This is a genomic window from Terrabacter sp. 2YAF2, from assembly GCF_052114705.1.
Lineage (GTDB): Bacteria > Actinomycetota > Actinomycetes > Actinomycetales > Dermatophilaceae > Terrabacter.
Window position 1 is genome coordinate 39,848 of the sequence record NZ_JBFRFG010000006.1, and the last position, 25,136, is coordinate 64,983.

Annotated in this window: 22 protein-coding genes and 2 tRNA genes; 14 read left to right on the forward strand and 10 right to left on the reverse strand. The window is 71.6% G+C overall.

Annotated features, from left to right (window positions below):
• Window positions 1–41: 41 nt before the first annotated feature.
• The gene (gene cimA / locus AB4030_RS08955; protein ID WP_442278868.1) at window positions 42–1,622 is read left to right on the forward strand and encodes a citramalate synthase; all 1,581 of its coding nucleotides are present in this window, start codon (window positions 42–44) and stop codon (window positions 1,620–1,622) included.
• Here cimA and bioD read toward each other — a convergent pair.
• Genes bioD through bioB form a run of 4 tightly spaced genes read right to left on the reverse strand, consistent with a single transcriptional unit; the run spans window position 1,601 to window position 6,002 of the window.
• The gene (gene bioD, locus AB4030_RS08960; RefSeq protein ID WP_442278869.1) at window positions 1,601–2,305 is read right to left on the reverse strand and encodes a dethiobiotin synthase; all 705 of its coding nucleotides are present in this window, start codon (window positions 2,303–2,305) and stop codon (window positions 1,601–1,603) included. The two genes, cimA and bioD, sit on opposite strands and share 22 nt — an antisense overlap.
• Window positions 2,298–3,596, reverse strand: a complete 1,299-nt coding sequence (locus tag AB4030_RS08965) for an 8-amino-7-oxononanoate synthase (RefSeq protein WP_442278870.1) — start codon at window positions 3,594–3,596, stop codon at window positions 2,298–2,300. Before AB4030_RS08965 ends, bioD begins: the two co-directional genes overlap by 8 nt.
• A complete protein-coding gene (gene bioA, locus AB4030_RS08970) occupies window positions 3,593–4,933 on the reverse strand; it encodes an adenosylmethionine--8-amino-7-oxononanoate transaminase (protein ID WP_442278871.1) in 1,341 nt (446 codons plus the stop codon). Before bioA ends, AB4030_RS08965 begins: the two co-directional genes overlap by 4 nt.
• The gene (bioB, locus tag AB4030_RS08975) at window positions 4,926–6,002 is read right to left on the reverse strand and encodes a biotin synthase BioB (protein WP_442278872.1); all 1,077 of its coding nucleotides are present in this window, start codon (window positions 6,000–6,002) and stop codon (window positions 4,926–4,928) included. The genes bioA and bioB overlap by 8 nt, the downstream gene beginning before the upstream one ends.
• A gap of 122 nt (window positions 6,003–6,124) precedes the next feature.
• Here bioB and AB4030_RS08980 point away from each other — a divergent pair, with 122 nt between their 5' ends.
• Window positions 6,125–6,682: a TetR family transcriptional regulator gene (locus AB4030_RS08980; RefSeq protein ID WP_442278873.1), complete on the forward strand. Its 558-nt coding sequence runs from the start codon at window positions 6,125–6,127 to the stop codon at window positions 6,680–6,682.
• 269 nt (window positions 6,683–6,951) lie between these two features.
• On the opposite strand, the gene AB4030_RS08985 is transcribed toward AB4030_RS08980, so the two are convergent.
• On the reverse strand, window positions 6,952–7,842 hold the full coding sequence (locus tag AB4030_RS08985) for a 3-methyladenine DNA glycosylase (protein WP_442278874.1): 891 nt from the start codon (window positions 7,840–7,842) through the stop codon (window positions 6,952–6,954).
• 106 nt (window positions 7,843–7,948) lie between these two features.
• On the opposite strand from AB4030_RS08985, the gene AB4030_RS08990 reads away from it, so the two are divergent.
• From AB4030_RS08990 to AB4030_RS09030, 9 genes are all read left to right on the forward strand, one after another.
• Entirely contained in the window at window positions 7,949–9,484 is a 1,536-nt protein-coding gene (locus AB4030_RS08990) for a phospholipase D family protein (protein WP_442278875.1), read from the forward strand.
• A 49-nt stretch (window positions 9,485–9,533) separates the two neighbouring features.
• Window positions 9,534–10,313, forward strand: coding sequence for a fumarylacetoacetate hydrolase family protein (locus AB4030_RS08995; protein WP_442278876.1), 780 nt, complete (start codon window positions 9,534–9,536; stop codon window positions 10,311–10,313).
• 28 nt (window positions 10,314–10,341) lie between these two features.
• Entirely contained in the window at window positions 10,342–10,521 is a 180-nt protein-coding gene (locus tag AB4030_RS09000) for a hypothetical protein (protein ID WP_442278877.1), read from the forward strand.
• A 78-nt stretch (window positions 10,522–10,599) separates the two neighbouring features.
• Entirely contained in the window at window positions 10,600–12,039 is a 1,440-nt protein-coding gene (gene gltX, locus AB4030_RS09005) for a glutamate--tRNA ligase (protein WP_442278878.1), read from the forward strand.
• Window positions 12,040–12,049: 10 nt separating this feature from the next.
• Window positions 12,050–12,694 carry a GNAT family N-acetyltransferase gene (locus tag AB4030_RS09010; protein WP_442278879.1) on the forward strand — a complete coding sequence of 215 codons (645 nt, stop codon included), beginning with the start codon at window positions 12,050–12,052 and terminating at the stop codon, window positions 12,692–12,694.
• On the forward strand, window positions 12,691–13,443 hold the full coding sequence (locus AB4030_RS09015) for an HAD family hydrolase (protein WP_442278880.1): 753 nt from the start codon (window positions 12,691–12,693) through the stop codon (window positions 13,441–13,443). The genes AB4030_RS09010 and AB4030_RS09015 overlap by 4 nt, the downstream gene beginning before the upstream one ends.
• Window positions 13,444–13,500: 57 nt before the next feature.
• Window positions 13,501–13,572, forward strand: a tRNA-Gln gene (locus AB4030_RS09020).
• Window positions 13,573–13,663: 91 nt separating this feature from the next.
• A tRNA-Glu gene (locus tag AB4030_RS09025) sits at window positions 13,664–13,736 on the forward strand.
• A 134-nt stretch (window positions 13,737–13,870) separates the two neighbouring features.
• Window positions 13,871–15,598 (forward strand): alpha/beta hydrolase, encoded by a 1,728-nt coding sequence (locus AB4030_RS09030; protein WP_442278881.1) that lies wholly within the window; start codon window positions 13,871–13,873, stop codon window positions 15,596–15,598.
• On the opposite strand, the gene AB4030_RS09035 is transcribed toward AB4030_RS09030, so the two are convergent.
• From AB4030_RS09035 to AB4030_RS09050, 4 genes are all read right to left on the reverse strand, one after another.
• Window positions 15,583–17,748 carry a bifunctional lysylphosphatidylglycerol flippase/synthetase MprF gene (locus AB4030_RS09035; protein ID WP_442278882.1) on the reverse strand — a complete coding sequence of 722 codons (2,166 nt, stop codon included), beginning with the start codon at window positions 17,746–17,748 and terminating at the stop codon, window positions 15,583–15,585. The two genes, AB4030_RS09030 and AB4030_RS09035, sit on opposite strands and share 16 nt — an antisense overlap.
• Before the next feature lie 97 nt (window positions 17,749–17,845).
• Window positions 17,846–18,853 carry a glucose-6-phosphate dehydrogenase (coenzyme-F420) gene (fgd, locus tag AB4030_RS09040; RefSeq protein WP_442278883.1) on the reverse strand — a complete coding sequence of 336 codons (1,008 nt, stop codon included), beginning with the start codon at window positions 18,851–18,853 and terminating at the stop codon, window positions 17,846–17,848.
• A 64-nt stretch (window positions 18,854–18,917) separates the two neighbouring features.
• The gene (locus tag AB4030_RS09045; protein WP_442278884.1) at window positions 18,918–19,883 is read right to left on the reverse strand and encodes a peptidoglycan-binding protein; all 966 of its coding nucleotides are present in this window, start codon (window positions 19,881–19,883) and stop codon (window positions 18,918–18,920) included.
• Window positions 19,884–20,030: 147 nt separating this feature from the next.
• A complete protein-coding gene (locus tag AB4030_RS09050) occupies window positions 20,031–20,783 on the reverse strand; it encodes an IclR family transcriptional regulator (RefSeq protein WP_020142814.1) in 753 nt (250 codons plus the stop codon).
• A 152-nt stretch (window positions 20,784–20,935) separates the two neighbouring features.
• Between AB4030_RS09050 and leuC the strand changes: the two genes are divergently transcribed.
• The 3 genes from leuC (at window position 20,936) to AB4030_RS09065 (ending at window position 24,077) form a co-directional block, all read left to right on the forward strand.
• Window positions 20,936–22,381 carry a 3-isopropylmalate dehydratase large subunit gene (gene leuC / locus AB4030_RS09055; protein WP_442278885.1) on the forward strand — a complete coding sequence of 482 codons (1,446 nt, stop codon included), beginning with the start codon at window positions 20,936–20,938 and terminating at the stop codon, window positions 22,379–22,381.
• Window positions 22,382–22,384: 3 nt separating this feature from the next.
• Entirely contained in the window at window positions 22,385–22,978 is a 594-nt protein-coding gene (leuD, locus tag AB4030_RS09060; protein WP_442278886.1) for a 3-isopropylmalate dehydratase small subunit, read from the forward strand.
• 286 nt (window positions 22,979–23,264) lie between these two features.
• Window positions 23,265–24,077: an HU family DNA-binding protein gene (locus AB4030_RS09065; RefSeq protein WP_442278887.1), complete on the forward strand. Its 813-nt coding sequence runs from the start codon at window positions 23,265–23,267 to the stop codon at window positions 24,075–24,077.
• 79 nt (window positions 24,078–24,156) lie between these two features.
• Here AB4030_RS09065 and cofC read toward each other — a convergent pair whose 3' ends face one another.
• A complete protein-coding gene (gene cofC, locus AB4030_RS09070) occupies window positions 24,157–25,035 on the reverse strand; it encodes a 2-phospho-L-lactate guanylyltransferase (RefSeq protein WP_442278888.1) in 879 nt (292 codons plus the stop codon).
• Window positions 25,036–25,136: the final 101 nt, after the last annotated feature.

Consider the following 25,136-nt stretch of genomic DNA (forward strand, 5'->3'; position numbering starts at 1 on the left):
GGTGGTCGGCCGAACCCCCGAGATCAAGGACAATGAAGGTCATGGAAGCGCTGCACGTCTACGACACCACCCTGCGCGACGGCGCCCAGCAGGAGGGACTCAACCTCTCGGTGTCGGACAAGCTCGCCATCGCCGGGCTGCTCGACGATCTCGGGGTCGACTTCATCGAGGGCGGGTGGCCCGGGGCCAACCCGAAGGACACCGAGTTCTTCGAGCGCGCCCGGACCGAGCTCGACCTGCGCCACGCGACCCTCGCCGCCTTCGGGGCCACCCGTCGGGCCGGCGGGGTCGCGTCGCAGGACCCCCTCGTCCAGGCGCTCGTGGACTCGCAGGCGTCCGTGGTGTGCCTCGTCGCGAAGTCGCACACCGGACACGTCGAGCGGGCGTTGCGCACCACGCTCGAGGAGAACCTCGCGATGGTCCGTGACACGGTCGGGCACCTCGTCGGCCACGGGCGCCGCGTCTTCGTCGACTGTGAGCACTTCTTCGACGGCTGGCGCCTCGACCGCGACTACGCCCTGTCCGTCGTCCGCACCGCCCACGAGGCCGGGGCCGAGGTCGTCGTGCTCTGCGACACCAACGGCGGCATGCTGCCGCACCAGGTCGAGGAGGTCGTCGCCGACGTCCTCGACTCGACGGGCGCCCGGGTGGGAGCGCACTGCCACAACGACACCGGCTGCGCGGCCGCCAACTCCGTCGCCGCTGTGCGGGCCGGGGCCACCCATGTGCAGGGCACCGTCAACGGCTACGGCGAGCGCACCGGCAATGCCGACCTCATCACGGTCGCGGCCAACCTGCAGTTCAAGCTGGGGCTGCACGCGATGGAGCCGGACGCCTTCCGCCGGGCCATGCACATCGCCCACGCCATCAGCGAGGTCACCAACGTCCCGGCCTACAGCCGCCAGCCGTACGTCGGCGCTAGCGCCTTCGCGCACAAGGCCGGGCTGCACGCGAGCGCCCTCAAGGTCGACCCCGACCTCTACCAGCACATGGACCCGGCCCTCGTCGGCAACGGCATGCGCACCCTGGTCTCCGACATGGCGGGCCGCGCGAGCATCGAGCTCAAGGCGCGCGAGGCCGGTCTCGACCTGTCCGACCGCCCCGACGTCGTCGCCTCCGTGCTCGCCGAGGTCAAGGCCCTCGAGCTGCGCGGCTGGACCTTCGACGCCGCCGACGCCACCGTCGAGCTGATGCTCCGCGAGGCGCTCGAGCCCGGCTGCACCGACTACTTCGAGGTCGAGTCGTGGCGGGTCATCACGGACTCGTCGGGAGAGGGCGACGCCACCTCGGAGGCCACGGTCAAGCTGCGCGCCGACGGCGCACGCCTCATCGCCACTGGTGAGGGCAACGGCCCGGTCAACGCCCTCGACCACGCGCTGCGTGAGGCCCTGACCCGGGCCTATCCCGAGATGGAGAAGATCGAGCTCATCGACTTCAAGGTGCGCATCCTCGACGCGTCGCACGGCACCGACGCCGTGACGCGCGTGCTCATCGAGACCTCGGACGGCGAGACGTCGTGGGACACCATCGGTGTCGCCGGCTCGATCCTCGCCGCGTCGTGGCGGGCCCTCACCGACGGCATCGTGCACGGCCTGCTCCGTCAGGGCGTCCCGAGGCGCTGAACGAGTCCTGGCAGCCACGCGGGAGCGCTCGTCCGGAACGTCGAGACAGGCAGGGTCGGCGCACCCCGTGGGATCGCGCCGAGGAGTCCCTCGGGCAGCGTCTCGAACTCGTCGCGGTTGGTCCGCTCGATGACGTCCGGGTCGTCCGGCCATGAACCGATGACGATGCCGAGTTGTCGGATCCCTCTGTGCGACAAGGCCTCTCGCGTCAGCATCGTGTGGTTCAGGGTGCCGAGCGTGCTCCGGGCGACGACGAGCACCCCACTGTCGGGAAGCGCGGAAGCGAGGTCGGCCAGGGTCTCACCGGCGTCCGTCAGCTCGACGAGCAGCCCTCCCGCACCTTCGACGACGACGAGGTCGTGGCATACGGCCAGCGCAGCGACGCGACCCACGTGGTCCTCCAGAGTGGGCAGCCCGGCACTCTCGAGACGCGCCGCCGGTCGCGGCGCCATGGGCGCCCTCAGGCGCACCCCCTCGACCGCCGCCGCACCCGTGAGCCGATCGACCTCGGCCATGTCGCCGGGCTCGCCCGGCGCCACGCCCGTCTGCGTGGGTTTGTATGCCGTCACGCGCAGCCCCGCGGCCAGGGCCGTCGCGACGACCGCCGCCGTGACGGCCGTCTTGCCCACGTCGGTGTCGGTGCCCGTGACCAGGACCACCGGGGGCAGCCGCGACTCACTCATCGTCGCCGTGGGGTGAGGCGGCGCCGAGGGGCGACGGAGGCACCGGTCCCTGCGGCCCCTCGACGGCCGCGACCGACGGGAGGCCACGGGCGGGGGAGGGAGCGTCCCCTGCCCGTGGCCCCTCGACGGTATCGGGACGGCGGGGCGCTCCGTGCAGGGCGGCAACGCGAGCGACGAGCCGCGCGGCCTGGGAGAGGTCCTCACCGTCGAGGTCGGCGCGCGCCGTGACCCGGAGCCGCGACACGCCGTCGGGCACGCTGGGCGGCCGGAAGCAGCCCACGAGGACCCCGTGGGCGCGCAGCTCGAGCGCTGCGGCGACGGCGCTGTCGGGCGACGGCATGGGGAGTGACTGCACCGCCCCGGCCGCCTGCTCGATCCCGCAGATCGCCGCGATGGTGCCGGCGTTGGCACGCACTGCCGCGGCGAGCGTCGCGTCGCCAGCGACGATGTCCGCGGCCATGCACGCGGCGGCGGCTGCGGCGGGCGCGAGGCCCGTGTCGAAGATGAAGCTCCGCGCGGTGTTGACGAGGTGGTCGCGCACCGCGGTCGACCCGAGCACGGCGCCGCCTTGCGAGCCAAGGGCTTTCGACAGCGTCACGGTGACGACGAGGTCGCGGGCACCAGCCAGGCCGAGCTCGTGGACGAGGCCGCGCCCGTGCCCGGCCACCCCGATGCCGTGCGCCTCGTCGACGACGAGGAGCGCGCCATGGCGGTGGCAGACCTCGACGAGGTCGCCCAGGGGAGCGGCATCGCCGAGGACGGAGTAGATCGACTCGACGGCGACGACCACCCTCCGGTCGGGCCGGGCGGCCAGCTCTCCGTCTAGGGCTGCGGGGTCGTTGTGGGCGAAGGTGGCATACGGTGCCCGCGCCATGCGGGCCGCGTCGTGCAGGGACGCATGGGCGTGGGCGTCGAGGAGGATCTCCGCCCCACGACCACTGAACGCGGTCAGCACGCCCAGGTTGGCGGCATACCCGGTCGAGAAGGCCAGGCCGCTCGGCTGCCCGGCCAGCCGGCAGAGGGCGGCCTCGAGGTCCCGGTGCACGGGCAGCGTCCCGGTGACGAGACGGCTGGCGGTCGCGGAGGCGCCGTAGCGGTCGAGGGCCTCGTGAGCCGCCCCCACGACACGCTCGTCCCGTGCGAGGCCGAGGTAGTCGTTCGAGGCGAGGTCGATGGGGTCGCGTGGTCCGTGGCGCGGACCACCAAGGCGCAGGACGGCGTCGAAGCGCTCCACGCCCTGAGCGGCCCGGAGGTCGGACCGCTCCGCCAGCCAGGCGTCCCAGTCGCTCATCCGTGCACCTCGGCCACCGCGCCGACGATCGCCTCGGCGACGAGCCGCACGTCCTCGGCGGTGCAGACGTAGGGAGGCATTGTGTAGACGAGGTTCCGGAACGGTCGCAGCCAGACGCCGCGCCGCAGGGCTGCGCGCGTGACCGGGACGACGTCGACCGGTGACGTGAGCTGCACGACTCCGACGGCACCCAGGGTGCGCACCTCGAGGACCTGGGGGAGGTCGGCTGCCGGAGCGAGGTGTTCGGCGAGCAGGCGACCGACCCTGGGGACGTGCTCCTTCCACGTGCTGTCGACGAGCTCCACGGCGGCGTTCGCGACTGCACAGGCGAGCGGGTTGGCCATGAAGGTAGGTCCGTGGAGGAGGGCCCGGAACTCCGATCGGGTGATGGCCTCGCCGACCTCGCGTGTCATGAGTACCGCTGCGAGAGAGAGGTATCCGCCCGTCAGGGCCTTCCCGACGCACATGACGTCTGGGGTGACGTCCGCCCACTCGGAGGCGAACATCCGGCCCGTGCGGGCGAAACCGGTCGCGATCTCGTCGACGACCAGAAGGAGTCCGTGCTCGTCGGCCACGTCGCGCAGGACCCGGAGGCAGTCGGGGTGGTAGACGTGCATGCCGCCCGCACCCTGGAGCACCGGCTCGACGACGACAGCGGCGAGCTCGTCGCTGTGTGTCGCCGCGAGGGCGCGCACCTCTGCGGCCCAGATCTCGAGGGCCGAGCGGTCCGTCTCCCAGCGCTCGTCGCCGGTCGAGGTGGTCACCTGGCGCGCCGCGGGCGGGCGTGGGGCGAAGAGCTGGCGGGCCAGGACGCCCGGGAAGGCCGAGTGCATCCCGTCCACGGGATCGCACACGCTCATCGCGGCGAACGTGTCACCGTGGTAGCCGCCTCGCACGGTGAGGAAGCGCTGTCGCCTCGGTCGTCCGCGCGCCGCCTGGTACTGGAGCGACAGCTTGAGGGCGACCTCGACCGACACCGAGCCGGAGTCGGCGAAGAAGACATGGGCCATCGGTCCCGGGGACATCGCCGTGAGGCGCTCGGCGAGCCGGACGGCGGGCTCGTGGGTCAAGCCGCCGAACATGACGTGGCTGAACCGGCCGAGCTGCTCGTGGGCCGCCGCGTCGAGGACGGGGTTGCCGTAGCCGTGGACCGCGCACCACCACGAGGCCATCGCGTCGACGGCCTCGAACCGCTCGCCCTCCGGCGACGTGAGGGTCAGGCGGACGCCAGAAGCACCCTCGACGGCATACGGCTCAGGGCCGTCGAGGGGTGCGTACGGGTGCCAGACGAGGCCGCGGTCGCGGGCGCCGAGCGGCGAACCCGTCGGGTCAGGCATTGGCGGGGAGGCCGGTTCCGGCCCCGCGTCGGCGCTTGGCGGGGTCGTGCGTGGAGACGGCCTCCGGCCTCGGACCGGTTGCCCGGTCGTCGGCGCCGAGGACGACGAAGCCGTTGTCCCGGATCAGCTCCAGGTCGGACTCCGCCGCCTGGCCCTCGGACGTGAGGTAGTCGCCGAGGAAGATCGAGTTCGCGACGTGGAGGGCGAGCCCCTGCAGTGATCGCAGATGCATCTCGCGGCCTCCGGCGATGCGGATCTCCTTGTCGGGACAGATGATTCGCGCCATGGTGAGGATGCGCAGGCAGCGCCCGGGCGTGAGGTCCCACGTCCCCTCGAGGGGGGTGCCGTCGAAGGGCATCAGGAAGTTCACGGGGATCGAGTCCGAGCCCAGGTCACGCAGGGCGAGCAGTGCCTCGACGAGCTGCTCGTCGGTCTCGCCCAGCCCGGCGATGAGGCCCGAGCACGGCGAGAGGCCGGCGTCCTTGGCCTTGGTGACGGTCTCGACCCGGTCCGCGTAGGTGTGGCTCGTGACGATCTCGTCGTGGTGGGACTCGGCGGTGTTGAGATTGTGGTTGTATGCGTCGACACCGGCCGCGCGCAGCCGCTCGGCCTGCCCGTCCTTGAGCAGTCCGAGGCACGCGCACACCTCGACGTCCGGGTGCTCCTGCTTGAGCGTGCCGACCATGCCGGCCACCCGTTCGACGTCGCGGTCGGTGGGCCCGCGGCCGCTCGAGACCATGCAGATGCGGGTGGCGCCCCCACGGAGCCCGGCAGCAGCCTGCTCGACGGCTTCGTCCGGCTTCAACCACGTGTACCTGAGGATGTCGGCCTGCGAGCCCAGCCGCTGGGAGCAGTAGTGGCAGTCCTCGGGGCACAGTCCCGACTTGAGGTTGACGAGGTAGTTGACCTTGACGGTGTTGCCGAAGTGCTTGCGGCGCAAACGGGCCGCTGCGGCGACGGCTGCGAGCAGCTCGTCGTCGGTGACGCGCAGGACGTCGAGGGCGTCGTCGGCGGTGGCCGGTGTCCCGGCGAGGACGGCATCGGCGAGGTCGTCGAAGCGGCGGGTCATGCGGGCTCCTTGCGCTCGGCGTTGAACGGTGTTCAACTTGAACGGTGTTCAGTATGCCGAGTCGATAGGCTCGGCTGTCAACGCGGGTCCACCGGGACCGTGCGCCGAAGTCGGGGGAGCGCGTGGCACTCAGCCGTGAGCAGGTCGTCACGACCGCCGTCGACCTCCTGCGCCGCTACGGTCTCGCAGACCTCTCGATGCGGCGGCTGGCCCGCGAGCTCGGGGTCGCGCCCGGGGCCCTCTACTGGCACGTGGCGAACAAGCAGGAGCTGCTGGTCGAGGTGGCTGACGTCCTGCTGGCCGAGATCCCCGTCCCGCCACCCGACCGGCCGCCGGCAGAGGCGCTCGTCGGCGTGGCGGTGGCCGTCCGTGACGCCCTCGTGCAGGTCCCCGACGGTGCCGACGTCGTCGGCCTCGCGTATGCCGTGGAGCCAGGTGCCGCGCGCCCGCTCCGAGACCTCGCCCGACTCGTCCACGACGCCGGGGCGCCGGCGTCCGAGCGGGACGAGGTGGCGGCGCTCATCGTGCACCACATCCTCGGGTCCGTTGCCGGACAGCAGGATCGGGCCCTCGCCGCATCTGTCGACCTCGACCTTCCTGCACCCGACGCCACGACGGAGTCCAAGGCGTTCGAGGTCGGTCTCTCGGTCATCGTCCGCGGGCTCGCGCGTTCCCGCTGACCATCCCGGACGTGCAAGTGCTGGGCGGTTCAGGCCCCGCCCAGCACCACCCCTGAGGGCGGAGGTTTGTCGGCGCGCGTGCCTGGACCTTCGCCGACACCTTCCAGAGTGACGGCCCCGCCGGGTTGATACAGGGGAATGGAGGTTTCTCCGGCCGCAACGCGCGGCAACGGGGTTGCCTCCACACGTGACCAGCTGGCGGAGTGTTGCGGAGAGACGGCCCGGTCGGCCTCCACAGAGGCGCAGGTGGCGGCTTGTCGTGGCCGGGGTCAGTCAGGTGCGGCGGTCAGGCACAGCGCCGCGTCGACCGCGTCGACGGCGTCGACGAGACGCGCACGCAGCGCCTGCCCGCGGGCGGAGAAGCCACGCTGCGCGGCGGCATACGCGGCCTTGCCCTCCGGGGTCTCGATGCAGACCGGCTCGTAGCCGAGCTCGCGCAGGTCGTACGGCGCCGCGCGCATGTCGAGCGTCCGAATGTCGCGCGCCAGCTCGAAGCAGTCCAGGACGAGGTCGCTCGAGACGGCAGGGACGAGCTTGTGCGCCCACTTGTAGAGGTCCATCCCGGCGTGGAGGCACCCCGGCTGCTCGAGCGCCGTCTGGCTCTCCCGGGTCGGTTTCAGGGCGTTGAGCGGTGCTGCCTCGGGCGTGAAGAAGCGGTGGGCGTCGAAGTGCGAGCAGGCGATCTGGTGGCTGTCGACGACCGCGTCGGTGCCCGAGGCGCCCAGGCGCAGCGGCCAGCCCGAGTGACGGACGTCGGACGGGTCGAGGCGATAGACCATGGCCCACTCGTGCAGCCCGAAGCAGCCGAACCGTGCCGGCCGTTCGGCTGTACGCACCAGCAGCTCGCGGACGAAGCGCAACGTGTCGCCGCGCGCGCTGCTGAAGGCCTGGACATCGACGCTGACGACGTCCCCGTCGACGGCGTAGAAGCGCCACCCGGGGTGTGGGGACCCGGCCGCTCCGGCGAGACCCGTTCCCACCCCCGGGTGCCAGCGCCGCAGCTGAGCCGGCTTGAAGGAGTAGTAGGTGAAGAGGAAGTCCTCGACCGGGTGCTTGCGGTGGTCGCGACGGCGGGCGAGGTGCGCCGCAGTGGCGGAGTCGACGCGCGCCTCGTGCGCCGCCGCCCGTTCCCGCCACTCCGGCTCGCCCAGGATCTCCACCCGACGAGGGTAGGCGAGGCGCCAGGTCGGCAGGCAATCGTGCGGCGCGCGACCCGCGAGGTCGCCCTCGGCCCGCTGGGCCACCCCACGGCATACGCTCGGTCCCGTGCTTCCCGCCGACTGGTACCTGACCGCCGACGAGCGGGGCAATCCCTCGACCCGGCTCGACCGACGCCATCCCGACGGACGGTCCTGGACCGAGGGCAACCTCGTGACGCCGCTCGTGCACGGGAAGGCCTACTTCGCGGCGCTCGGAGAGCGCGTCTCGCGGATGCGAGAGGGCGACCTGCTGCTCTTCGTCGACTGGCGCGGCGACCCCGACCAGCGCCTGACGGGCGAGCGCGGCAGCGAGGTCGCTGCGCTCTTCGCCGACGCAGCACGTCGCGGCGTCGACGTCCGCGGCCTGGTCTGGCGCTCCCACTGGGACCGCCTGGCGTTCTCGGCCGGCGAGAACCGTCACCTCGGCGAGGACATCAACGCGGCCGGCGGCGAGTGCGTGCTCGACATGCGGGTGCGGCTCGGCGGCTCGCACCACCAGAAGTTCGTGGTCCTGCGACACCCCGGCCGGCCCGAGCTCGACATCGCGTTCCTCGGCGGGATCGACCTGTGCCACAGCCGCCGCGACGACTCCAGCCACGCCGGCGACCCGCAACCACAGACCATGGCGAAGGTCTACGGCCCCCGGCCCCCGTGGCACGACGTCCAGCTCGCCCTCACCGGCCCGGTCGTGGGGGACGTCGAGACCGTCTTCCGCGAGCGGTGGGAGGACCCCCAGGCGCTCAGCCGCTCGCCCATCCGCTGGGCCGGCGACGCCATCCGCCGCGACCAGGCCCCTCGTCGCCCGCTGCCCCCGCAGCAGCCCGATCCGGCGCCGACGGGTCCGCACCCGGTCCAGCTGCTGCGCACCTACGGTCGCCGCCTCGGTGGCTATCCCTTCGCGCCGCGCGGCGAGAGGAGTGTCGCCCGTGCCTACACCAAGGCGGTCGCGAACGCGCGACGCCTGATCTACCTCGAGGACCAGTACCTCTGGTCCTCCGAGGTGAGCGCACTGCTCGTGGCGGCGCTGCGACGGTCACCTGACCTCCGTCTCGTCGCGGTCCTCCCGCACCAGCCGGACCAGGACGGGGCCGTGAGCTACGCCCCGAACCTCGTGAGCCGTGCCCGACTGCTCGACGAGCTGCACGCCGCCGCGCCCGGTCGGGTCGCCGTCTACGGGATCGAGAACCCGGACGGGACGCCCGTCTACGTCCACGCCAAGGTCTGCGTCGTCGACGACGAGTGGGTCACGGTGGGCTCGGACAACTTCAACCGGCGCTCGTGGACGCACGACTCCGAGGTGTCCGCCGCGGTCGTGCACCCGGACTTCGCCCGCAGCCTGCGGCACGAGCTCGCCCGGGAGCACCTCGACACCGAGGCCGACGTGCCCCTCGAGGACCACTTCGGGGCGTATGCCGCCAGTGCCGAAGCGCTCGCGGCGTGGCACCGGGCGCCCGGTGCCGTCCCACGGCCGCCCGGGCGCCTCCGGCCGCTGGACAGTCCCGAGCAGAGCCGGCTGACCCGGCTGTGGGCCGGCCCGCTCTACCGCCTCGTCTACGACCCGGACGGCCGACCGCTGGACCTGCGGCTGCGACGGACCTTCTGACAGGGAACCGCCGCCCGACCCGGGGTGGCTCTCGTCGTAGGGTGGGCGCGTGCGCATCGCGAGGTACACGACCGGGGACGACCCGGCATACGGCATCGTCCAGGGCGACCCCGGCAGCGAGGTGATCACGCCGCTGGCCGGCGACCCGCTCTACATCGGCCTCCAGCCGAGCGGGCAGCCGCCCGTCATGCTCGAGGACGCGCGCCTGCTCGCTCCGGTCATCCCGCGCTCCAAGATCGTCGCGATCGGCAAGAACTACGCCGACCACGCCAGGGAGATGGGCGGCGAGGCCCCGGCCGAGCCGATGATGTTCTTCAAGCCGAACACCGCCGTCGTCGGCCCGTTCGACCCCGTCGTCCTCCCGGCCGGCAGCGAGGAGATCTCCTACGAGGGAGAGCTCGCCGTCGTCATCAGGACGATCACCAAGGGTGTCAAGGCCGAGAACGCCGCCGAGTGCATCTACGGCTACACCATCGCCAACGACGTCACGGCGCGTGACTGGCAGCGCACCGACGGTCAGTGGGCGCGTGCCAAGGGCTTCGACACGAGCTGCCCGCTCGGCCCATGGGTGGAGACCGAGCTCGACGCCGCCGACCTCTCGATCCGCACGACGCTCGACGGCGACGTGAAGCAGGACGGCACGACGGCCGACATGATCCACGACATCGCCACCATCATCGAGTACGCCTCGGCGGCCTTCACGCTGCTGCCCGGTGACGTCATCCTCACGGGCACCCCGGCCGGCGTCGGGCTCGTCGAGGCCGGCCAGCAGGTCACCGTCGAGATCGCCGGCATCGGCTCGCTGACCAACACGTTTGTCAGGCGCTGACGGGGCCGCACCATTTAGGGTCGTGGCCATGAGCAACGACGACCTGAGCCCGAAGACCTCTCCGGAAACCGAGCAGCCCACGGCCGAGACCGGTTACGCCGGTCGCCACGCGCGTCCGGGGAAGCCTGACCAGGGTCCCGACGAGGACGCCACCTACGACGCACGGCACGACGACATCGACGGCCCTCCCGGAGCGGTCGGGGCCTGACCGGTCCGCAGACCCACCTCGTGCAGAGACGACGTCGCCCGACCTGATGGTGGTGACCCGCACGTCGGCACGGCCTACATGTCGCTCTTCAACCTCGCCTTCACGCGGCAGCAGGGCGGCCAGTTCGTCCTGCGCGTCGAGGACACCGACCGTGCGCGCTTCCGCGAGGACAGCGAGGCGCAGCTCTACGACACCCTCGCGTGGCTCGGGCTGCACTGGGACGAGGGCCCGGACCTCGGTGGGCCCTTCGCGCCGTACCGCCAGTCCGAGCGCCTCGACACCTACCGGCCCTACGTCGAGCGCCTCATCGAGGACGGCCACGCCTACCACTGCTGGTGCTCCACCGAGCGCCTCGCGCAGATGCGTGAGGTCCAGCAGAAGACGAAGCAGCCCACCGGCTACGACCGCCTCTGCGTCGGCAAGAGCCGCGAGGAGCGCGCCGCGCTGCCCGGCTTCAGCGAGACGCCCGTGGTGCGCATGCTCGTGCCCGATGACGTGCCGCTCGTCTTCGACGACGTCATCCGCGGCAAGGTGTCGGCCCCGCGGCCCGACGACCAGGTCATCCTCAAGGCCGACGGATTCCCCACGTACCACCTCGCCGTCGTCGTCGACGACCATCTGATGGGCATCACCCACGTCGTGCGCGGCGAGGAGTGGATCAGCTCGACGCCGAAGCACATCCTGCTCTACCGCTGGCTCGGGATCGACGCGCCGAAGTTCGCGCACATGCCGCTGCTGCGCAACACCGACAAGTCCAAGATCTCCAAGCGCAAGAACCCCGCCGCGCGTCTGACCTGGTTCCGCGAGCAGGGCTACCTGCCCGAGGCTCTCGTGAACTTCCTTGCGCTGCTTGCCTATCCGCCGCAGCAGGACGCCGAGGGCGCCGACGTCGAGGTCTTCACCTTCGACGACTTCAGCCGCACCTTCGACTGGGCCAAGGTCAACCCGATCGGCCCGATCTTCGACCTCAAGAAGCTCGACTGGCTCAACGGCGTCTACATCCGCTCGCTCGACGTGGGCGAGTTCGCGAGCCGGCTGCTGCCCTACCTCGTCGCCGAGGACGTCCTCGGCGAGACGCAGTCGCTCGGTGAGCTGGCCCGTCTCAAGGCGGTGGCTGAGCTCATCCAGACGCGGATGGCCCACCTGACCGAGGCGCCGGCGCTCGTGCGCCCGTTCTTCGTCGGCGACGACCAGCTCGTCATCGACGAGGACGCCCGCGCGCAGCTCAAGGACGACGCCCCCGCGGTGCTCGATGCGGCCCTGAAGGTGCTCGGCGACATCGACGACCACGGCGCCGGCGTCCTGGGCACCGGGAGCGCCTGGAACGCCGCGGGGATCGAGGAGGCACTGCGTGCCGCGATCGTCGACGGTCTCGGCATCAAGCCGCGATTCGCCTTCGGCCCGCTGCGCACCGCTGTCTCGGGCGCACGCATCTCGCCACCGCTCTTCGAGTCGATGGAGATCCTCGGCAAGACCTCGACCCTGAGTCGTCTCCGGTCGCTGCGCGACTCGCTCTGAGGCAGGCCGGGTGGAGGGCTGGTCCTGGCCGTTGCACGGCATCCGTCTGCGCACGGCCGACCTCGACCTGCAGGTCATGACCGAGGCCGACCTCCCGAGCCTCTGCGCCCTCCTGCCGGACGACCTCCCGATGAACCCGCACGCGACGACGTATGCCGGTCTCGACGACCGCGCGAACCGCCGGGCGGTCCTCGTGCAGGGCTACTGGCGCGCCCTGGGCCTGTGGTCGCCCGACGACTGGGCACTGCCCTTCGTCGTGCGTTCGGGAGGCGAGGTCGTGGGCGCCCAGTGGCTCGAGGGGCCGGACTGGCGCGCGGACCGCACCGCCGACTCCTCGTCGTGGCTCGTCGCCCCGGCACGGGGGAGAGGCCTGGGCAAGCAGATGCGGGCCGCCGTGCTGGCGCTGGCCTTCGGCCCGCTACGGGCCGACGCGGCGGTCAGCTCGGCCGTCGTCGACAACGGGCCGTCGCTCGGCGTCTCGCGGGCCCTCGGCTACCGCGACACGCACCGCTCGGTCCTCGAGCACTCGGGGGAGACGCTGCAGCACGTGCGTCTCGAGCGTGCCGCGTGGGAGCGGTCGGGCCAGGCCCACGACGTCGTCATCGCCGGGGTCTCACCGGCCCTTCCCCTCTTCGGCATCGACGGGGACGCATGAGCCCCGTGCCCCTGCCGGCTGCGCTGGCCGGCGCGCACGCGCTCCTGCTCGACGTCGACGACACGATCGTCGACACGCAGGAGGCGATGGTGGTGGCCGGCACCGAGGCTGCGGCCGCGATCTGGCCGCACCGGGCCGCGGAGCACCGAGTCATGGCTCAGCGCTACTACGACGACCCCGAGCGGTGGTTCCCGCGGTACGCCTCCGGTGACGTCGCCTTCGAGGCGATGCGTGCCGGACGGCTGACCGAGGTCGCCACGGCCTTCGGTCTCGAGATCCCGAGCGGGGCCCACCGCGCCTTCGAGGAGGCGTATGCGCCGGCCTTCCGCGGTGCCCAACGGCTCTTCCCCGACGTGCCCGACCTCCTGGCCGCAGCCGAGGGCGAGGGCTTGCCGGTCGCGCTGCTGACCAACTCGGCCCACGCGCCGACCCGGGTCAAGCTCGAGGCCCTCGACCTCGTCGAGAGGTTCGACGTCGTCGTGACGACCGACACGCTCGGGTTCGGCAAGCCCGACCCTCGCGTCTACCTCGAGGCGTGCCGACTCCTGGCTGCCGAGCCCGGGCGGGTGGTCTGCATCGGCGACAACGTCGAGTGGGACGTCCTCGGTGCGGAGGCGGCCGGACTGCGTGCCGTGTGGCTCGACCGTGCGGGCCGCGGGACGACCCATCCGGTCACGTCCGTGCGTGGACTGGACGAGGTCGCCGCGGTGCTCGACCGCCGATTTGGGCCACCGCGCACGGACCGGTAGTATTCCCATTCGGTTCACCCCGTACCGGCCGCGAGGCTGGCTTGGAGTGAAACCCCTTGGGGTATGGTGTAATTGGCAACACTACGGTTTCTGGTTCCGTCATTCTAGGTTCGAGTCCTGGTACCCCAGCTCTGGTCCACGGCAACGTGGGCCGATTCGGAGAAATCCACCCTTCACGGTAAGGTTTCTTCTCGTGCCGAGCTCGCTCGGCACCGCTCACGGCCCCGTTGTGTAGCGGCCTAGCACGCCGCCCTCTCAAGGCGGTAGCGCGGGTTCGAATCCCGTCGGGGCTACGTGATGCTCGAGAGAGCGACAGAAGACCCCGGTCCACACGGACCGGGGTCTTCTGCCATCTCCGGGGTGCTCCCTGTCGGCGCGGCCTATGCTGGCGCTCGTCATTGGCCACGCCGAGCAAGGAGCAGACGCCATGACCGCACGGACCGTCGCCTTCCCTCCGACGGTGGTGCAGCGGCGTCGCTCGTGGCGGCCGGCCCTCGGCGCCCCGCGCCACGTCCTCGACACGACGTTCTCGGGCGTCGGCCTCACCATGGCGGCCTGGTTCTTCGCGCTCTCCCTGCTGCCGTCGCTCCTGCCTCGCGCAGCGCTCGTGCAGGGGATCGTCTCGGGCGTCACCGTCATGATCGGCTACGGCATCGGAGCGGGCACCCAGGCCCTCTGGCGCTACCTCGGGATCCCCGGAGTGCCGGGTCGTGCCCGACGGGTCCTCGTGGCGATCTTCGTCGGGCTGGGCCTGTGGGCGGCAGTCTTCACCGGTTGGCGGCTGGTCGGCTGGCAGAACGAGATCCGGACGCTCTACGGCATGGAGCCTGCCTCACCCACCGTCTGGCCCGTCATCCTCGGTCTCACCGCGCTGCTGGCCGTGCTCATCCTCGTCGTCGCCCGAGGTGCGCGCCTGCTCTTCCGCACGGTCTTCCGGTGGCTCGGGCGTCGGCTGCCCCGCCGCGTCGCGGCCGTCGTCGGCTCGGCCGTGCTCCTCGCGGTCATCTGGTCACTGCTCACCGGCGTCCTCGTCAACGGCTTCTTCGCCGTCGCCAACAACATCTTCGCGCCGCGCGACACGCTCATCGCCGAGGACATGAACCGGCCTCAGGTGCCGCAGCGCTCGGGCAGCCCGCAGTCGTTGTCGAGCTGGGAGCTGCTCGGGCGGCAGGGCCGCTACTTCGTCGGTGGCGGCCCGTCGGTGGCCGAGCTCAACGCCGCGAACGGTGGCGGCGCCAAGGAGCCCATCCGCGTCTACGCCGGACTGCGTTCCGCCGACACGGTGCAGGGAAGGGCGAACCTCGTGCTGGCGGAGCTGAAGCGCACCGGCGCCTTCGACCGCAAGCTCCTCGTCGTCGCGACGACGACCGGCACCGGCTTCCTCGACCAGAACGGTACCGACCCGCTCGAGTTCCTCTGGAACGGCGACACCGCCATCGCGGGGGTGCAGTACTCCTACCTCCCGTCGTGGATCTCGCTGCTCGCCGACCAGGACGCCGTGCGTGAGACGTCACGCGTCGTCTTCGACACGGTGCACCAGTACTGGTCGACGCTGCCCGCGTCGAGCCGGCCCAAGCTCTACCTCTACGGGCTCTCCCTCGGCTCGCTCGGGGTCGAGAGCATCCTCAGCTCCGTCAACGTCATCAACGAGCCGATCGACGGCGCGCTCATGTCCGGACCGCCGTTCGTCAACGAGATGCACGCCCGGCTCACCGCGGGACGCCAGCCCGACAGCCCGGCATACCTCCCCGTCTACGAGCAGGGCCGCACGGCCCGCTTCACCGCCGAGCAGGACGGGCTGGAGCGCGGGGGCCAGGACTGGGGACCGACCCGACTCGTCTACCTGCAGCACGCCAGTGACCCCATCGTCTTCTTCTCGCCGAGTCTGGCGTTCTCCTCGCCCGAGTGGCTCAAGGACGGGGAGCGGGGTCCGGACGTGTCGGCCCGGATGGGGTGGTTTCCCCTCGTGACGATGTGGCAGGTCCTGCTCGACCTGCCGGGCGCCGGCAGCATCCCGATGGGCTACGGCCACCTCTACTCCGCCAAGGCCAACCTCGAGTCCTGGGTCGGGGTGACGGACCCGCCCGACTGGACGCCCGAGAAGACGGCCGCCCTGGCGTCCCTGCTCGCGAAGCGGCCCTACAAGGACACGTGATCCTCGTCCCTGCGGGACTGGAGCCCCGCCCGGACCAGGTCCCGCAGGGACGCGTCGGGCAGGTAGGCGGACGTCAGGGCCAGGCCGACCCGGGGCAGCGCCGCCTCGTCGGAGAAGACGAGGTGGACCGGTTCGTGCCGCGGACGGAACTTCCGCTTGAAGCTCTCGAGCGAGCGGAAGCCGTAGAGCGGCTCCAAGGCCTCGCCGAGCTGGTCGAGGAGGCGCTCGAGCGCGGCCCGCTCCGCCGTGCCGCCGCCCGAGTGGGCCAGCGGGGCACCCGAGAGGGAGACGAAGGCGGCCCCCTGCTCACGGAACGACAGGCAGGCGCTCGCGATGAGGAACTCGGTCACGGGCCCGAAACCGTCGGGGAGGCGACGCATGACGTCCAGGGTCCGGCCGGTGACGGTGCCGCCGGCCGAGTACACGGGCAACCACGACGTCACGCCGTGGACCGTCACGTCGGCGTCGAGGGCCAACCCGACCACCGTGTCGGGGTCGAGGGCCTCGTCGACGCCACCCAGCGTGAAGCCCATCTCCGGCAGGCCCTTGTCGGAGACCCACAGCTCCGAGATGGCACGGGCCTGCGAGATCAGCCCGCGCGGCATCTCGGCCAGGCGTCCCTCCCGATAGGTGATCCCGTCCTTCGCGGCACGGTTGAGGGCGGTGCGCACGCTCTGCCACGACTTGCCCTTGAACTCCAGACCGGGCAGGTCGATGATCGCCTCCTCGGCGACGAGCACGTCGCGCCGGCCGTGCCTCCGTCCCCAGTCCGCGACCTCCTGCGTGACCGAGAAGAAGCACACCTCGAGGCCGTGCGTCTCCTCCTCGTCGACGAACGCCTGGATCACGGCAGCGCGTGTGTCCGCGTCGGCCGCGACCGGGTCACCGAGAGCGATGGCGGTGCCTCGGTGCATCTGGAAGGCGACGTAGCCGAGCGGTGCACCGTCGGGGTCGCGGTGGATGAACCAGTGGTTGTCGGGCCACGTGCCCATCCACGACATCGTGGACCCGCCGTGGGTCTTGAGCAGGCCGATCGCGGTGCCACGGTCGCCGGCCCCGGTGGCGAGCTCGGCGCGGCGTCGGCGCCCCGAGCGCGCCTGGAAGGCCGAGCGTCCGAGCACGAGCACGGCGAGCTGCACCGCGGTGATCCCGAGGCTGACGACGAGCTCAGGCAGGGACGACACGGCGTTCCCGCCGGCGTTGAGCTGTTCGGGGGCGACGACCTCGACCACGATGAGCAGGGCCTGGGCCACGAAGGAGAGCGCGGCGATCCCTCCCGCGAGGAACCACACCCGTCGGGAGCCGCGTCGCAGGCCGTTGGCGAGCAGGAGCGAGATGCCCGCGCTGACGAGGACGCCCAGCGCGTCCGTGTCGTCGGTCGACGCCCCGAGCGGCCCGTCGGACGGCGTGAAGTAGAGCAGGATCTGCACCACCGCGCTGGTCACGTAGAACGCGGATGACACGACGCGCCACTCGTGCCGGCTGAAACGAGGAGGGGCCAGTGACGGCCTGCTGCCGAGCAGGAGCGGTCCGAGGGCCAGGCCGCCCATGACGGCGATCGCGTGCTCGAGGTCCCAGAGCAGCCCGACGTAGAGCAGCGCGATGACGGCATACAGGGCGAGGACGGCACGGACGCGCCCGCGCCAGGGTGGTCGGAGCGTGACGCTCGCGGCGGCCGCCGCACCCAGGACCCCCGCGCTGAAGCCGACGTCGAGCACGGCGGCCGTCCGGTCCGCCCAGGGCCAGCCGTCGTCCGACAGCACCAGAAGGACGAGCGAGGCGCCCAGCACTCCGAGAAGGTGGCAGGCGACGGCCGCGATCGCGACCCTCCGGCTGCTGAGGCGCAGCTCGGACCAGCCCAGGAGCAGGAGCGCTCCGCCGGCGATCGGGAGGTACTGCGCCGGCACGAGCCCGAAGAACGCCCCGCTCACCGGCGTCCACCAGCGCCCCTCCTGCAGGGCGGGGAGGCCGTAGGCGACGGTGCGGAGCAGCTCGCGGTCCTTCAGCGGCGACCACAGCGACTGCGTCGCGACGCCCAGGACGACCATGGCCGACACCACGGCGACGGTGAAGGGCACCTGCCGAACCAGACGGGACAACCGGGCGACCGGCGTCTCGTTCGCGGCTTCGTCGATGACCCCTGCCGCCATCCCTCCCGCCCCTACGCGTCGGTGGTCGACCACACCCCTGACCTGGATGCTAGTGGCCCGGCGTCCGCAGCGGCCCGGGTTGCGCGAAGGCCAGGCGTCAGGTCAGCTCACGCAGACCCGGCAGCACGTCGGCGGAGAACTGCTCGAGGAACCGTGCCTGGTCGTGGCCCGGCGCGTGGAAGACGACATGGTTGAAGCCCCAGTCGACGTACTGTCGCACCGCGTCGACCGCCGCGGCGGGGTCGCTCGTGACGATCCAGCGCTTGGCGATCTCCTCGTCGGACAGCTCGTCGGCGAGCCGCTCCATCTCGACCGGGTCGTCGACACCGTGCTTCTGCTCGGCCGTGAGCGACAGGGGGGCCCAGAAGCGCACGTTGTGCAGGGCCTGCTCGGGATCCCGGTCGTAGGACAGCTTGATCTCGATCATCCGGTCGAGGTCGTCGCGGGTGCGCCCCGACTTGGCCAGGCCCTCGTCGACGGCGGGTAGCAGCTTGTCCTCGTAGAGCTCGCGACCCTTCCCGGAGGTGCAGATGAACCCGTCACCCGACCGGCCGGCATACCTCGCCACAAGCGGTCCGCCCGCGGCGACGTAGACGGGGATGGGCTGCTCCGGGCGGTCGTAGACCGTCGCCGCATGGGTCCGGTAGTAGTCGCCGTCGAAGTCGACTCGCTCCTCGGTCCACAGCCTGCGCATCAGCGTCACTGCCTCGCGCAGTCGCGCGAACCGCTCCTTGAACTCGGGCCACGGTGAGCCGGCGGCGCCGACAGCGACCTCGTTGAGCGCCTCTCCGGTGCCGATGCCGAGCACGACGCGGCCCGGGTTGAGGGCGCCGAGCGTGCCGAATGCCTGGGCCACGACGGCCGGGTTGTAGCGGAAGGTCGGCGTCATGACCGACGTGCCGAGCTGGATGCGCTCGGTGCGCTCGCCGACGGCCGCGAGCCAGCTCATCGCGAACGGCGCGTGCCCCTGCTGGTGGCGCCAGGGTTGGAAGTGGTCGGAGATGAAGACCGAGTCGAGCCCGACCTGCTCGGCCTGCGCGGCATACGTGACGAGGTCGCGTGGGCCGAACTGCTCCGCGGACGCCTTCCAACCAACCTTGAGCACACTGACTCCTTCGGGCCGTGGGGGAGTGGTCCCGCCAGCCTACGGCCGGGCCCTCGGCAGTCCGTCACCAGTGGACGACGACCTTGTCGCCGATGCGCACCTCGTTGTACAGCTGGATCAGCAGCGGCTTGTCGCGCACGTTGATGCAGCCGTGCGACGCCCCCGCGTAGCCGAGCCGTGCGAAGTTCGAGGAGTAGTGGACCGCCTGCCCGCCGGAGAAGAACATGGAGTACGGCATGGGCGTGTGGTAGAGGTTCGAGATGACGTCGACCTGCTTGTGGTAGACGGGGAAGACGCCTTCGCGGGTGGGCAGCTCGTCGCTGCCGAAGCGGACGTCGAAGCCGTACTGCGGCACGCCGTCGACGACCCAGGTGAGCATCTTCGTCGTCTTGCTGACGCACATGACCCGACCCGTCATGCAGCGTTCGTCGAGGTCCCACGCGATGGTCTCGGGCTTGGGCTGCGCCGGCTTCGGCACGACGTTGGCGAGCTCGTCGCTCGTGGGCGCGTGCGTCATGGAGACGAGCTTGTCCCAGGTCTGCTCGTCGACGGTGCCGGTGGTCGCGAGACCGCGCTTGGCCTGGAAGCCGTGCACCGCGGTGGTGGTCGTCGACCCGTAGCGGTCGTCGACGTCGCCCTGGAACCAGGCGATCTGACGCAGCCGGGCCTGCAGGGAACGCACCTTGGGGCCCGTGTCACCGGGGCGCAGCACGATCACGGGCGCAGCCACGGGCTTCGGCGGAGCCGGGGGCTTGGTCGTGGCGATGGGGCCTGGCGTCGCGGGCGGCGTGGTGACCGGTGGTGTCGTGGGCGGTGGGGACGTCGGCACCTGGGTGGGGGCCTCGCTCGTCGTCATCGCGGGAGTGCCGGTGCCGGTTGAACTGGTCGCGCCGACGTGCGTGGGGGTGGCGCCGACGTTCTGGTCGGGGGTGCAGGCCGTCGTCGCGACGACCATCACGATGGCGCCGGCGAGGGCGAGGGCCCGGCGCACCCCGGCTGCGGTGCGGAACGGTGAGCTGGCTGCCTGCATCGTGACCCCTTGTCTGAAACGCGACGGTGCCGTGCGTCGTTGCACTGCACTGAGAGTGACGCGACGTCCCGGTCAATGGTTGTCCGGGCGGGGGTGCTGATACAGATCGTGACCGATCCGTTGTGTGGCGGCCGTCCAGCCGTGCGGTCAGGCGTTGTGTTGCTGCTGTTGCTGCTGCTGCATCGCGTGGTGGCGGCGCAGCACCTCCGTCAGCTTGTTGGCGCCGGCGACGACCGTGGCGGCGTGGAGGCGGCCGGGCTGGCGGGACAGGCGCTCGATCGGCCCCGAGATGGACACGGCCGCGACGACGCGCCCCGACGGTCCGCGCACGGGGGCAGACACCGACGCGACGCCAGCCTCACGCTCGGCGACGCTCTGGGCCCAGCCCCGTCGCCGGACCCCGGACAGTGCCGTGGCCGTGAACGCCGCGCCCTGCAGGCCCCGGTGCAGGCGGTCGGGCTCCTCCCAGGCCAGCAGCACCTGCGCGGCAGATCCCGCGAGCATCGACAGCGTCGCGCCGACGGGGATCGAGTCACGCAGGCCGACGGGCCGTTCCGCCGCGGCGACGCAGATGCGCTGGTCGCCCTGGCGGCGGAAGAGCTGGGCGCTCTCGTTCGTGTGGTCCCGCAGGGCGCCGAGGACCGGACCGGCTGCTGCGAGCAGGCGGTCCTCGCCGGCCGCGGAGGCCAGCTCGCCGAGGCGCGGGCCGAGCACGAAGCGTCCCTGCATGTCACGCGAGACGAGGCGGTGGTGCTCGAGGGCCACCGCCAGGCGGTGGGCCGTCGGTCGGGCGAGTCCGGTGGCGCCGACGAGCTGGGCGAGCGTGGCCGGGCCGGCCTCGAGGGCGCCGAGCACGGTAGCGGCCTTGTCGAGAACGCCGACTCCTGAAGAGTTGTCCATGCACTGATATTGACGTCTCAGGCACTGAGACGTCAATCCATGGCACGCACAAAGGGTTCAGTCTTGCCGAAGAGCGATGTCGCGACCGGATCCTCGATGGCGCGCGCGCTCGAGCACCGGAACGTCGCCGCGGAGGGAAGTCAGAGGAAGCCATGGCAGGGACACTGGCCGAGAAGGTCTGGGACGCACACGTCGTACGTCGCGCCGAGGGGGAGCCCGATCTCCTCTACATCGACCTCCATCTGCTCCACGAGGTGACGAGCCCGCAGGCGTTCGACGGGCTCCGTCTCGCCAGCCGCCCCGTCCGGCGCCCGGACCTGACGCTCGCGACCGAGGACCACAACGTCCCCACGACGCCCGGTCCCATCACCGACCCCGTGTCGAAGGTCCAGGTCGAGACCCTGCGCCGCAACTGCGAGGAGTTCGGCGTCCGTCTCTATCCGATGGGCGACGCCGACCAGGGCATCGTCCACGTCGTCGGCCCGCAGCTCGGCCTGACGCAGCCGGGCATGACCGTGGTCTGCGGCGACAGCCACACCTCCACCCACGGCGCCTTCGGGGCACTCGCCTTCGGCATCGGCACCTCCGAGGTGGAGCACGTGCTCGCCACGCAGACGCTGCCGCTCAAGCCCTTCCGCACGCTCGCCGTCAACGTGCGGGGCGCCGTCCCCGACGGTGTCACGGCCAAGGACATCGTCCTGGCCGTCATCGCCAAGATCGGCACCGGCGGGGGTCAGGGCTACGTCATCGAGTACCGAGGCGAGGCCATCGAGGCCCTGTCGATGGAAGCCCGGATGACCGTCTGCAACATGTCCATCGAGGCCGGGGCGCGCGCCGGGATGATCGCGCCCGACCAGACGACCTTCGACTACCTCCAGGGCCGTCCGCACGCGCCGACGGGCACCGACTGGGACGCTGCGGTCGCCGAGTGGACCGCGCTGCGCAGCGACGACGACGCCGTCTTCGACGCCGAGGTCGACCTCGAGGCAGCCGAGCTGACTCCCTTCGTCACGTGGGGCACCAACCCCGGACAGGGGCTGCCGCTCTCGGCCGCAGTGCCGGATCCCGAGGAGTTCGCCGACGAGAGCGACCGCCTCGCCGCCGCGAACGCCCTGGCCTACATGGGCCTCGAGCCCGGAACGCCGCTGCGGGACATCAAGGTCGACACCGTCTTCGTCGGCTCCTGCACCAACGGCCGCATCGAGGACCTGCGCGCTGCAGCCGCCGTCGTGCAGGGCCACCGCGTCGCGGACGGCGTGCGCATGCTCGTCGTGCCCGGGTCGGCGAAGGTACGCCTGCAGGCCGAGTCCGAGGGCCTCGACCAGGTCTTCACGGCAGCCGGCGCCGAATGGCGCCTTCCCGGCTGCTCGATGTGCCTCGGCATGAACCCAGACACGCTCGCCCCGGGTGAGCGCAGCGCATCGACGTCCAACCGCAACTTCGAGGGTCGCCAGGGCAAGGGCGGCCGAACCCACCTCGTCAGCCCGCTCGTCGCAGCCGCCACCGCCGTCCGCGGCACGCTGTCGAGCCCCGCCGACCTCGACGACCGACCCCAGTCGCCGGGCGAGCTGGCGTCCGCGACGACCGGAGAGGCCTGAGCCATGGAGAAGTTCGAGACCCACACGGGTGTCGGCGTCCCGCTGCGCCGCAGCAACGTCGACACCGACCAGATCATCCCCGCGGAGTACCTCAAGCGCGTGACGCGCACCGGCTTCGAGGACGGCCTCTTCGCCGCCTGGCGCAAGGACGAGTCCTTCGTCCTCAACAACCCGGTGTATGCCGACGGCTCGGTTCTCGTCGCCGGCCCTGACTTCGGCACGGGCTCGAGCCGAGAGCACGCCGTGTGGGCCCTGATGAACTGGGGTTTCCGGGTCGTCATCAGCTCGCGCTTCGCCGACATCTTCCGCGGCAACAGCGGCAAGCAGGGACTGCTCACCGCGATCGTGGCGCAGGACGACGTCGAGCTGATCTGGAAGTACCTCGAGAACAACCCCGGTGCCGAGATCACGGTCGACCTCGTCGCCCGGACGGTCCACGCCGGAGAGATCGTGGCGCCCTTCGAGATCGACGACTACACCCGCTGGCGGCTGCTCGAGGGCCTCGACGACATCGGCCTCACCCTGCGACACGAGGATCTTGTCGCTGATTTCGAGGCGCGCCGCCCGAACCACAAACCGGTGACCAGCCCCGCCTGACGAGCCTCCGGCGGGCCGGCGTCGCTGGCCAGAAGATGGAACGGATTCCTTTGCCTTGCAAAGGGATCCGTTCTCATATCCGGAGGAGTCGGTGGTGTTTCGAGGGTGCCGTGTTCGCCACGGGACCTGCCCGAAACTCGTCAAAGTCCTTGCGACACAACGAAAAACCCATCGGAGGGTGATGGACGTGCTCCCCGAGTCGGCCTAACGTCAGGAGGTAGCCGGACCGGTTCCGGACTCACATCGTCGGGTCGCCTGACACCGACAGTCCTCTGGAGGGGAAGACGTGAACAAGGCAGAACTGATCGACGCGCTCGAGGCGAAGCTCGGGAGCAAGAAGGTCGCATCCGACGCGCTGGAGGCGTTCCTCGACGTCGTCATCCGGGAGGTCGCGAGGGGTGGCAAGGTCGGGATCACCGGTTTCGGCACCTTCGAGCGCGCCGACCGCGCCGCGCGCACCGGCCGCAACCCGAAGACCGGGGCGACGGTGAAGATCAAGAAGACCCGCGTCCCCAAGTTCCGCTCGGGCACGAACTTCAAGGAGGTCGTCTCCGGCGCCAAGAAGCTCTCCAAGACCGAGTCGGCCGCATCGCGGGCCTCCGCCGGGTCCACGGCCGTCGCGGCGCCGGCCAAGAAGACGACGGCCAGGAAGACTGCCACCAAGGCCGCCCCGGCCAAGGCGGCAGCGAAGCGGACGGCGGCGACGTCCAAGGCCGCGACGTCGAAGGCCGCGACGTCGAAGGCCGCTGCGACGAAGGCCGCTCCGGCCAAGCGCGCGACCGCGACCAGGGCTGCAGCGTCCGGGGCGACGGCTCGCAAGACGACGACGAAGGCGGCCACGGCCTCACGCGCCGCCACCACGAAGGCTGCGCCGGCCAAGGCGACCGCCAAACGGACGACGGCGACGTCGAAGGCGGCGACGGCCTCGCGCGCCGCCACCACGAAGGCCGCTCCGGCCAAGCGCGCCACGACGACCAAGGCGGTTACGGCCGGCGCCGCCAAGACGGCAGCGACGACCAAGGCCGCCGCGTCCAGGACGGCCGCTGCGAAGAAGACGACGGCTCGCAAGACCACCGCGAAGAAGACCGCCTCCAGGTGACGACAGCCCGGCGCCCGAGCTCGGCCGCCGGTGAGTGCGACGTGGGCCCGGCCGTCTGACGGTCGGGCCCTCGTGCCTGTCAGCGGATGGCTTGCCCCGGACCGACCCCGACGATGTGAAGGGCGACCACGAGGTCGTCGACGACCTCGACCGTGAGCCGCTGGCCGAGACGCAGCAGGCGGAGGCCGCTCGACTCGAAGGCCGATGCCTCGAACGCCAGCTCGACGCCGTCGTCCCGCAGCACGCTGCCGGTGTGGGTCTCGGGATCGAAGCGGTGGACCGTGGCCTGCATGCTCCTGATCCAACCAGATGCTCGGTGCTGCAGGACGGCTCGTGTGGCCGGGCCGAGGCCCAGGCGTCGCGCGTCTGACAGGCTCCGGGCGTCGTCGACGTCGGTGCGCAGGCGCGGGAGCGGCAGCTCGAGGCGCACCGCACCGTCGGCCTCGTGGCGCGAGGCGCTGCCGGCGCCGAAGCGAGGGGTGAAGTCGCGGCCGCAGCGCAGCACCGTGCCCGTCCCGTCCGCGTCCGGCACGAATGACTCAGGGTGCTGCCCCGCGGCCTCGAGGGCCAGTCGCAGGGAGTCGCGGTCGAGCGCGGGGAGGTCTCCGAGCAGGGCGGCCACGGGCACGCCGGGCCCGGCTGCACGCATACCGGCGCAGATGGCGTCGTTGAGGCCCGTGCCCGGGTCGGGCACGACGTGCACCCCACGCGCCCGCCAGGCGGTGGACAGGCCCTCGTCGCTACTGACGAGGACCAGGCGACCGGGGGCGACCGCCTGCACGGCGGCCGAGAGCGTGTCGGTGGCGATCGCAGCACTGAGGTCGGGGCGGTCCGAGCCGACCGCTCGGGCCAGGCGGGACTTCCCGTGGCTCGTGTCCTTGACGGGGACCACGACGTGCCAGCGGGTGGGCCGGCCGGTCGGGGGGTACGGCGGGGACGTGGGGGAGGAGGTCGACATGCTGGCGATATCGTCCCACTCGCCGCGCTGCTGCTCGACACCGCGCCGCGAGGTGGACAAGATGAAGGCCAGCCACGTCGACCGGCGTGTGCACGACGAGA

Coding starts and splice junctions, on each gene's coding strand:
- leuC (WP_442278885.1), top strand. CDS start 20,936: ATGGCAGGGACACTGGCCGAGAAGGTCTGGGACGCACACGTCGTACGT.
- bioB (WP_442278872.1), bottom strand. CDS start 6,002: ATGACCCGCCGCTTCGACGACCTCGCCGATGCCGTCCTCGCCGGGACA.
- AB4030_RS09035 (WP_442278882.1), bottom strand. CDS start 17,748: ATGGCGGCAGGGGTCATCGACGAAGCCGCGAACGAGACGCCGGTCGCC.
- AB4030_RS09015 (WP_442278880.1), top strand. CDS start 12,691: ATGAGCCCCGTGCCCCTGCCGGCTGCGCTGGCCGGCGCGCACGCGCTC.
- cimA (WP_442278868.1), top strand. CDS start 42: ATGGAAGCGCTGCACGTCTACGACACCACCCTGCGCGACGGCGCCCAG.
- AB4030_RS09045 (WP_442278884.1), bottom strand. CDS start 19,883: ATGCAGGCAGCCAGCTCACCGTTCCGCACCGCAGCCGGGGTGCGCCGG.
- bioD (WP_442278869.1), bottom strand. CDS start 2,305: ATGAGTGAGTCGCGGCTGCCCCCGGTGGTCCTGGTCACGGGCACCGAC.
- AB4030_RS08965 (WP_442278870.1), bottom strand. CDS start 3,596: ATGAGCGACTGGGACGCCTGGCTGGCGGAGCGGTCCGACCTCCGGGCC.
- leuD (WP_442278886.1), top strand. CDS start 22,385: ATGGAGAAGTTCGAGACCCACACGGGTGTCGGCGTCCCGCTGCGCCGC.
- cofC (WP_442278888.1), bottom strand. CDS start 25,035: ATGTCGACCTCCTCCCCCACGTCCCCGCCGTACCCCCCGACCGGCCGG.
- gltX (WP_442278878.1), top strand. CDS start 10,600: ATGTCGCTCTTCAACCTCGCCTTCACGCGGCAGCAGGGCGGCCAGTTC.
- AB4030_RS09000 (WP_442278877.1), top strand. CDS start 10,342: ATGAGCAACGACGACCTGAGCCCGAAGACCTCTCCGGAAACCGAGCAG.
- bioA (WP_442278871.1), bottom strand. CDS start 4,933: ATGCCTGACCCGACGGGTTCGCCGCTCGGCGCCCGCGACCGCGGCCTC.
- AB4030_RS09050 (WP_020142814.1), bottom strand. CDS start 20,783: ATGGACAACTCTTCAGGAGTCGGCGTTCTCGACAAGGCCGCTACCGTG.
- AB4030_RS09030 (WP_442278881.1), top strand. CDS start 13,871: ATGACCGCACGGACCGTCGCCTTCCCTCCGACGGTGGTGCAGCGGCGT.